General features: G+C 45.9%; 4 protein-coding genes and 1 pseudogene. All 5 read left to right on the plus strand.

The features are described from left to right. Positions 1-311: pseudogene (locus NJ959_RS14605) on the plus strand (Uma2 family endonuclease); the annotation flags it as partial. Between the two features lie 48 nt (positions 312-359). After that, entirely contained in the window at positions 360-1160 is an 801-nt protein-coding gene (locus NJ959_RS14610) for a Uma2 family endonuclease (RefSeq protein WP_254012486.1), read from the plus strand. Positions 1161-1208: 48 nt separating this feature from the next. After that, the gene (locus NJ959_RS14615) at positions 1209-1904 is read left to right on the plus strand and encodes a Uma2 family endonuclease (protein ID WP_254012487.1); all 696 of its coding nucleotides are present in this window, start codon (positions 1209-1211) and stop codon (positions 1902-1904) included. A gap of 201 nt (positions 1905-2105) precedes the next feature. After that, positions 2106-6011 (plus strand): chromosome segregation protein SMC, encoded by a 3906-nt coding sequence (gene smc, locus NJ959_RS14620; protein ID WP_254012488.1) that lies wholly within the window; start codon positions 2106-2108, stop codon positions 6009-6011. A gap of 136 nt (positions 6012-6147) precedes the next feature. Then, the gene (locus NJ959_RS14625) at positions 6148-10044 is read left to right on the plus strand and encodes a beta strand repeat-containing protein (protein ID WP_254012489.1); all 3897 of its coding nucleotides are present in this window, start codon (positions 6148-6150) and stop codon (positions 10042-10044) included. Positions 10045-10315: the final 271 nt, after the last annotated feature.

Below are 10315 nucleotides of genomic sequence, written 5' to 3' on the forward strand. Positions count from 1 at the left end.
ATACATTTAGAACACCGGATTATTTTTGGTTCGATCCCTATACGTTAGAATTTGCTGGATTTCATTTAGTAGATGGAAAATACCAACCGATAGAACCGAATGAACAAGGACATTTGTGGAGTCAGCAGCTAAATTTATATCTGGGAATTTATCATGGACAAATGCGGTTTTTTACCCCGGAAGGACAAGTAGTTCCTACACCGGAGGAAGTCGCAGAATCAGAACATCAGGAAAAAGAATTAGCTCAAACAAAATTAGAAAGATTAGCAGCCAAACTCCGAGAATTAAACATCGATCCAGATACAATTTAGCGATCGCCCTTAAAATAGAAATAACCCCCTAACTCTAGTATAGCCGCCATGACACTTACTCAAGAATTAGCCCCGCCCCAAGAGATATTACAACAAGATATCCCAGAAAATGTTATCTTTCCTTTAGGCGATTTATATAGTGACGAACCTCCCGTGGAAACTGAACTACATCTAGAACAAATCCTACTATTCCTCAAATGCCTAAAATGGCTGTGGCGAGATAGAAATGACTTCTATGCTGCTGGGAACCTTACCATCTACTACAGTCCTCGACAACGGAAATCAGAAGACTTTCGCGGACCGGACTTTTTTGTCGTATTGGGAACAGAAAGAAAAACCCGTAAAAGTTGGGTAGTCTGGGAAGAAGATGGGAGATATCCCAATGTAATTGTGGAAATACTATCGCCGAAAACTGCTGAAGTAGATAAAGGATTCAAGAAAGAACTATACCAAAATACATTTAGAACACCAGATTACTTTTGGTTTGATCCATATACATTAGAATTTGCCGGATTTCATTTAGTAGATGGAGAATACCAACCGATAGAACCGAATGAACAAGGACATTTATGGAGTCAGCAGTTAGGTTTGTATCTGGGAATATATAACAAACAACTGCGATTTTTTACCCCAGAAGGACAGGTAGTCCCTACACCGGAGGAAGTAGCAGAATCAGAACGCAAACAGAAGGAATCAGAACGCAAACAGAAAGAATTAGAACGTCAACAGAAGGAATTGGCACTAGAACAACTAGAATCAGAACGTCAGGAGAAAGAATTTGCTCAAACAAAATTAGAAAGATTAGCAGCCAAACTCCGGGAATTAAATATCGATCCGGATACAATTTAGCGATCGCTATTAAAATAGAAACAACCCCCTAACTCTAGTATAGCCGCCATGACACTTACTCAAGAATTAGCCCCGCCCCAAGAGATATTACAACAAGATATCCCAGAAAATGTTATCTTTCCTTTAGGCGATTTATATAGTGACGAACCTCCCGTGGAAACTGAACTACATCTACGACAAATCATCCTCCTCTTTAAATGTCTAGAATGGCTATGGCGAGATAGAAATGACTTCTACGCCGCTGGAAACCTCACCATCTACTACAGTAGCAATCAAAAGAAATCGGAAGACTATCGAGGGCCAGACTTTTTTGTCGTATTAGGCACATCAAGGAAAACGAGAAAAAGTTGGACAATCTGGGAAGAAGACGGGAAATATCCTAATGTAATTGTGGAAATACTATCGCCAAAAACAGCAAAAACAGATAAAGGGTTTAAGAAAGAATTATACCAAAATACATTTAGAACACCGGATTATTTTTGGTTCGATCCCTATACGTTAGAATTTGCCGGATTTCATTTAGTAGATGGAGAATACCAACCGATAGAACCGAATGAACAAGGATATTTGTGGAGTCAGCAGTTAGGTTTGTATCTGGGAATTCATAATGGACAACTGCGGTTTTTTACTTCGGAAATACAATTAGTTCCTACACCGGAAGAGGTAGCACAAAGAGAAACTCAGAGAGCAGATAGATTAGCGGCAAAATTGCGGGAATTAAATATAAATCCAGATACAATTTAGTATAGGTTTAATAATTTAACCCGGAGATAATCCGGATATGCAGGATTTGCAAGAGAGCAACAGGGATTTCCCGCTTAAGCTCTACCTACTGATGGATGCTTTCTACCATGCTGGACAACTTCTGGTACTAAGCCATTGAGAACTGCTACCCTAAAGAATTAGTAGCAAGAACACCTGTACCCATCCTCAAACCCAGCGCCTATGGTTCATGTCAAGCGCGTGGAACTCTCTAACTTCAAATCCTTTGGCGGCACGACTCCCATCCCCCTGCTGCCCGGTTTTACGGTGGTTTCCGGACCAAATGGCTCAGGTAAGTCCAATATCCTCGATGCTCTCTTATTTTGCCTTGGTCTAGCCAGCTCTAAGGGAATGCGGGCGGAACGCCTTCCAGATTTAGTTAACCATAACAAAGAACGTCGCGGTACTGCTGAAGCCAGCGTTACCGTTACTTTCGATATATCTGATATCAGCGACTCCTTTAGGGAAGAGGGAGTGGGGAATGGGGCATCGGAAACAGAGAATGGGGAATCGGAAACAACCAACAACCAACAACTAACAACCAACAACCAACAACCAACAACCAACAAGGAATGGAGTGTGACTCGTCGTCTGCGAGTTACCAAACAAGGTAGTTACACTTCCACCTACTATATCAACGGTGAAACCTGTACTCAAACTGAACTTCACGAACAACTTAATCGCCTGCGAATTTATCCAGAAGGCTACAACGTGGTACTGCAAGGAGATGTTACTAGTATCATTTCCATGAATTCCAAAGAAAGGCGGCAAATTATCGATGAATTAGCCGGAATTGCCACATTCGATCGCAAAATTATTCAAACAAAAAAGACTCTTGATGAAGTCAAAGAACAAGAAGATCGCTATCATATTATTGAAAAAGAACTAATCGCCCAATGCGATCGCCTCGCCGCAGACAGAACCAAAGCCGAAAAATACCAAAAACTGCGAATTGAACTCCTAGAAAAACAGCAGCAGGAAGCAATACTGAAATGGCAATTACTAATATACCAAATAGCCCAACTCACAGGGCAAATTGAAATAGGCGATCGCGAAATAACCCAACTTACCGCTGAACTTACCATATTAGAAGCCCAGATTAAGAATTCTACTACAGAACTAGACCAACTAAATACCCAGGTCAAAGCATTAGGCGAAGAAGAACAAGTTTCCGTCGCCTCCACCTTAGCCACCCAACAAGCCGAACAGCGTCAGTTACAACAAAGACAAGCGGAATTAAGCCAACGCCTAGCACAAACTCAAGCTAATATTGAGAAAACCCAAACTGAAATTTCACAATACCAACAAACCCAACAAGAAATAATCGCCAAAATAAATACTCTCGAAACCCAAGATATCGCCTCACTCCAAAACCAACGCGATACCCTACAAAATACTCTAAATCAAAGTCGAGAACAAGCAAATACCATCGCATCTACCTCCGAAGCTTGGGTGCAGGAACAAACATCCCTCACCCGCCAAATCGAAACCATACTCAAAACCCTAAACCCTCAACGTACCGAACAAGCTCAACTCCAAGAACGATATAATCAACTTAGTCGGCAAATAGAAGAACAAAGCCAAATTTTACAGCACTTAGAGCCAGAAATTACCACCAAACAGTCTCAATCTGCCGATTTAAAAGCCCAACTTACCAACTCAATCGCCCAACTCCAATCCATCGCCAAATATTTAGCAACAGCCGAACAAGAATTACAAATTCAACAACAAACCCAAACCCGCCTTCTAGGGGAACAGCGAGAAAAACAACGCCAACTCGATAAACTTGAAGCACAAACCCAAGCTCAACAAGAAGTTCAAGGTACTTATGCGACTAAAATTATTATACAATCCAATATCCCCGGAGTTTGTGGTTTAGTAGCCCAACTGGGTAGAGTTGAACCTCAATATCAGTTAGCCTTAGAAATAGCTGCTGGTGGCAGATTAGGTAATATAGTAGTGGAAGATGATAGTATTGCAGCGGCGGGGATTGAATTACTCAAACAAAAACGTGCAGGGAGAGCCACATTTTTACCAATAAATAAAATTAAACAGCACCAATTATCTTCCAATGTTGTTTTAAGTTATGCCAGAGGATTTATTGGTTACGCCGTTAACCTAATTGACTGCGAACCTCGTTATAAAATTATCTTTGCTTACGTTTTCGGTAATACCGTTGTTTTTGCTACCATAAATGATGCTCGTCCCTATCTCGGACAACATCGGATTGTCACTTTAGAAGGAGAGATTTTAGAAGTTAGTGGTGCAATGACGGGCGGGAGTAGTACTCACAGATCGGAGTTACATTTTGGCACTAATGATGCGATAGAATCCAACGAAATGAGAGGATTAAGAAATCGCCTCCAGGAAATAGAGCAAATTTTAGAAAGATGTGGGGAATTAGTTAATCAAGGTACAGTATTAGTTAAACAACTGACAGGAGACTTAAACCAAGAAAAGGGAACGCGATCGCAAACTCAGTTAAGATTAGAACAAATAGACAAAGAAATTCAGAATCTGACAGCCCAAAAAGAACAAGTGCGATCGCAACTAGCCAAAAATAGCCAAGAAATCGCGATCGCACAACAACGCCTAGAAATCCTCGATCGCGATTTACCCCTTCAAGAAGCCCAACTCCAAGAATTGCGCCTTCACTTAGCAGAATTAGAACAATCTCAAACTCAAAGCGAATGGCAAGAAATTCAGCTTGTTATTAAAGCAAAAGAATTGGAATTAAACAACTCCTCACAAGCACTAAGAGAAGGAGAAAAACAGTTAATTGATTTAGCCAATCAACAGGAACGATTAGCTGAAAAAGTTAGGGAAGGATATCATAGAATTGAAGAAAAAGAAAATCAATTAAAATCCTTGCAAGAACAAGGATCGTTAGTCAACAGTCAACTAGTTACACTTAGTGAAGCTATTATTAAAACACAAGAATCATTGAATCAATTAGAGCAGAAACTAGGAGAAGCCAAACAAAAACGCGATCGCGCCGAAATTCACCTGAGAGAACAACACCTCCATCAGCAAGAAATATCTTGGAAATTGCAAAAACTCCAAGAAACCCAATTAGCCAGAAAAGAAGAATTAGTCACCCTACAAACCCAATTAGAACTCCAAAAAGCCGAAATGGGAAGTGGAGAATCGGGAATCGGGAATCGGGAAGATAGAGAAAATAGGGAGACGGAAAGTGGAGAAGAAATTAACAAAATATCCAACATCACATCCGCAGCCCCATCAACCACATCAACCACATCAGCCACAACCGACATCACATCCGCAGCCCCATCAACCACATCAACCACAACCAACATCACATCCGCAGCCCCATCAACCACATCAACCACAACCAACATCACATCCGCAGCCCCATCAACCACATCAACCACAACCAACATCACATCCGTTACATCCGTTACCCCATCCGTTGCCCCATCTCCCGCTAAACTAGAAGAACTACAAAAAGAACTGCGATCGCTACAAAAACGGCTACAAGCAATGGAACCCGTAAACATGCTAGCCTTAGAAGAATACGATCGCACCCAAACTAGGTTACAAGAATTATCAGAAAGACTAGCAACTCTCGAAGCTGAACGAACCGAATTACTATTAAGAGTCGAAAACTTTACAACTCTACGATTCCGCGCTTTCAAAGAAGCATTTGACGCAATTAATGAAAACTTCAAAACCATTTTTGCCGAACTTTCAGAAGGGGATGGTTACCTACAATTAGAAGATCCAGAAGATCCTTTTAATGGTGGATTAAATCTAGTAGCCCATCCCAAAGGTAAACCAGTACAACGATTAGCATCCATGTCTGGAGGGGAGAAATCCTTAACAGCTTTAGGCTTTATCTTTGCGCTGCAAAGGTATCGCCCATCGCCATTTTATGCCTTCGATGAAGTAGATATGTTTCTGGATGGGGCAAATGTGGAGCGATTATCTAGAATGATTAAACAAGAGGCTAAATTGGCTCAATTTATTGTCGTAAGTTTGCGTCGCCCGATGATTGAGGCTTCCGAGCGGACAATTGGTGTTACTCAGGCGCGGGGGGCTTATACTCAGGTGTTGGGATTGAAATTGTAATATACTTAATCCAAGTTGCCAGTTAATGCTTATATATATTGACACTCCCCGGTCTAAAGACACGGGGATTCTTAAGACATCGCAGCCCTATTGACAATGCCTTTAAACTCTTCGATCGAGGTGCAAGAGCCGAGTAATGCGACTTCAAACAGAGGGATCTATGACTCAAGCTGGGTACGATCGTTGCCAGAAATGGAAACTGGCGATCGCCCTGACAATTTTAGCAGCTTATACTTTCTCTGGGGAGAGCGCGAAAGCTCAGATTCAACCCGATACAACCCTGCCGAATAATTCGAGCGTCATACCTTTCGGCCCTCTCAACATTATTAATGGGGGTACGAGAGCGGGAAACAACCTCTTCCACAGCTTTACTCAATTTTCCCTGCCAACGGCCAATATTGCCTACTTTAACAATGCTTTAGACATTGCCAATATCTTCAGTCGGGTAACGGGCGGCAATCCTTCTAATATTAATGGTATTATCGCGGCAAATGGGAGCGCCAACTTATTTTTTCTCAATCCCAACGGCATTATTTTAGGTCCCAACGCTATCTTATTGATTGGCGGTTCTTTTATTAGTACGACGGCCAATGCGATTGGTTTTGGCAGTCAAGGAACTTTCAATGCAACTATCCCCAACGATCCTTCTTTATTAACCATAGAACCTTCATTTTTTCAGTACGATCGCGCGGTAACGCAACCCGCAAACTCAATTGTTGTTCGGGGGAAGTTAAGCGTTAATCCCGGCAATAGTATTTTACTGGTAGGGGGAACCGGAAGTATCTTCATCGATGGTACGATTAACAGCGACCCGATTAACGGTTTTATCGCTGCACCGGGCGGTAAAATTGAGATCGGCGGTTTGTCGGCTCCGGGAACAATTGGCTTGGCAAGAGATCCTAACAATCCCGGATTGATGAGTTTAAATTTTCCTCCAGGAATCGAGAAAAGCGATGTTTCTATAGTCAATCGAGCAACTTTAGATGTGCGGGGGAATAATGGCGGCGCGATCGCGATTTCTGCCCGTCAATTGAATGTCAAGGAAAGTTCAATCGTCAGCATCGCCAACAACCCGGGTTTTCCGGGCGAAAAAACCGGAGATATTACCCTGAATGCGACGGAGGTGACGTTAGAGGGCAGCACTTTGCTCGATCTGGTAGCTCCCTGGGGGGGCGATGGCGGCAATATTAATATTGCAGCGCAGAGGCTGAATGTGACGGGAGGCACTCAAATTACGGCGGCGACTTATGGACGGGGAAATGCCGGGAATGTCGCGATTGCGGCTAGCGAAAGTCTCAATTTGTACGGAGTAAGTAGTAATGGAGATGCCAATACGATCGGGAGTCTTGTCGCACCAGGAAGCGAGGGGAATGGCGGCAATCTCGAAATTACGGCGGGCAGTCTCAATATTACCGATGGCACTCAAATTGGGACTGTAACTTTTGGACGGGGAGATGCGGGAAGTGTCGAAATTGCGACAGGCAAGCTCGATATTACTAAGGGCGCTGGAATCGATGCTTCGACTGCGGGGCAGGGCAATGCGGGAAATGTCACGATTGCGGCCAGAGAGCGCATCAATTTAGATGGAGAAGGAATGAATGTAGCCAGCGCGATCGGGAGTGGGGTGCTTCCGGGCGCGATGGGAAATGGGGGGAATGTCGAAATTGCCACGGGTGCGCTGAATATTACCAATGGCGCTGGAATCACGGCTTCAACTGGGGGGCAGGGCAATGCGGGAAAGATCGCGATTGCGGCCAGAGAGCGCATCAATTTAGATGGGGAAGGAAGTTTTAGCGTTAGTCAGATCGGTAGCTTGGTGGTTCCGGGTGCGGTGGGAAATGGGGGCGATGTCGAAATTACGACGGGTACGCTCGAGATTACCAATGGCGCTGGAATTGGTGCAGCGACTGTGGGGCGGGGCGATGCGGGAAATGTCACAATTGCAGCCAGAGAGCGGATCAATTTAGATGGAGAAGGACGTTTGGGACCGAGTGGCATCGCTAGCCAGGTAGCACCGGGTGCGGTGGGAAATGGAGGAACGCTCAATCTGACAACTCCAAGTTTAAGTTTGACCGATGGCGCTCAAATTTCAGTCTCGATTTTGGGGGAGGGAAATGCGGGAACAGTGAGGATTGTGGCGAGGGATCGCATTGATTTGGACGGGCAGGGGAATCAAGGAGCCAGTTCGATTAGTAGCTCCGTCGAACCGGGCGCGTTAGGAAATGGAGGGAATTTAGACCTGGCGACAGGCACGCTGAATGTCACCAATGGCGCTCAAATCGTTACTGCGACTGTGGGGCGGGGAAATGGGGGAAATGTAACGATTGCTGCTGGCAATGGCATCAATTTAGACGGGCAGGGGAGTCGGGGAATCAGTACGATCGCTAGCTCGGTATTGCTGGGTGCAGTGGGAAATGGGGGGAATTTAGAAATTGCGACAGGCACGCTCAACGTCACCAATGGCGCTGCAATCGATGCTTCGACTGGGGGGCAAGGCGATGCGGGCAATGTAACGATTGCGGCACGCGATCGCATCAATTTAGATGGAGAAGGAAGGTTCGGAGCGAGTACGATCGATAGCGCGGTAGCACCGGGAGCGGTGGGAAATGGAGGCACGCTCAGTCTGACAACTCCGAGTTTAAGTTTGACCAATGGCGCTCAAATCAGTGCCGCAACTTTCGGACAGGGAAATGGGGGAAATATTGCAATTGCAGCACGCGATCGCATTACTTTAGATGGGGATACCAGTGGAATTAATAGCTCGGTAACAGACAAGGGTGTAGGAAATGGGGGCAGTATCGAAGTTAGTACCGGGACACTCAATGTCGCCAATGGTGCTGAAATCAACGCAGCGACTTTTGGACGGGGAAATGGGGGAAATATTGCAGTTACGACGCGCGATCGCATTACTTTAGATGGGGATACCAGTGGAATCAGTAGCGCGGTACAAGAGGGCGCTGTGGGGAATGGGGGCAATATCGAAGTCAGTACGGGGACGCTCGATGTCACGAGTGGTGCTGAAATCAGTGCTTCGACTTTCGGACGGGGAAATGGGGGCAATATAACAATTACGGCACGCGATCGCATTACTTTAGCTGGGTACGGTTCTGATGGCAGCGCGATCGCAACATCCGTCAACCCGGGAGGCGTTGGTAATGGGGGCGATATTACCATCGCCGCACCAATCTTCAACATTACCAACCGAGCGTTCGTCAGTGCCGATAATTTCGGAACGGGAGATCCAGGCGACATCGTTCAAATCGCTGCTCGCACTCTCTACTTAGATAATGGTTCGATAACCACACAGAGTCTTTCGGGGAATGGGGGCAATATCCGCAACATCCAGGTACAAGATTTGTTGCTGATGCGGAACGGCAGTCGAATTTCCACAACGGCAGGAACCCAACAGAGTGGAGGCGGTAACGGCGGTAATATCGGGATTAATGCGGGCTTCGTCGTCGCCATTCCTCGCGAAAACAGCGACATTACGGCGAATGCGTTTGCTGGCAATGGTGGCAATATTGCGATCGACACGCAAGGTATTTTTGGCTTTACACTGCTGCCTTACCTCACGCCCAGGAGCGACATCACCGCGAGTTCTCAGTTGGGAATCAACGGTACAATTGACATCTTGACGCTGGGAATCGATCCCAGCCGAGGATTGGTGCCCGCGCCCCTAAGTCCCGGCGCTCCCAATTTACCGCAAAGTTGTCAAGCGATCGCGCGGCAGGGTGGCAGTCGCTTCATTGAGAGCAGGCGCGGCGGGTTGCCCCCGAATCCTCAAGAAGCCCTCGGGAGCAGCCCCTTGTGGTCGGATGCGCGATCTGCGCTTCACAGCAGCGCTTCGCTATCGCCCGCAGCCCTAGAGTCTCCTTCCGATTTTACCCCTAGTAACGCACCGACAGCGATCGTCGAAGCTCGAGGCTGGGTGAGAGGGGCAAACGGTACGGTAATTTTCGTGGCGCAATCGCCGACGGTTTCTTCTTCCAGTGCAAGTCCTCTGCTCGGGAGTTCCAGTTGTTATGGGCATTAAATGCTGGCCCTCACCCCCTAGGGCGTGTCTTCCAACTACTGATTGCGAACCTAATCTCTCGAAGATCCCCGGGGGGCAGATTTACCTCAAAGTCCCCCTTTTCAAGGGGGATTTAGGGGGATCTTCGACTTTGAAAACACCCCTTAACCCCATTTACTCCCCTTCTCCCAATCCTGGGAGAAGGGCTTGGGGGATGAGGACGATTTGCGCATACACAATAGCGCTAGCGCTCGGGCAAGGACAGGCGATCGCGCAAATCCCGCTTCCGGAC

The organism is Limnofasciculus baicalensis BBK-W-15 (assembly GCF_024178385.1).
Classification (GTDB): domain Bacteria; phylum Cyanobacteriota; class Cyanobacteriia; order Cyanobacteriales; family Coleofasciculaceae; genus Limnofasciculus; species Limnofasciculus baicalensis.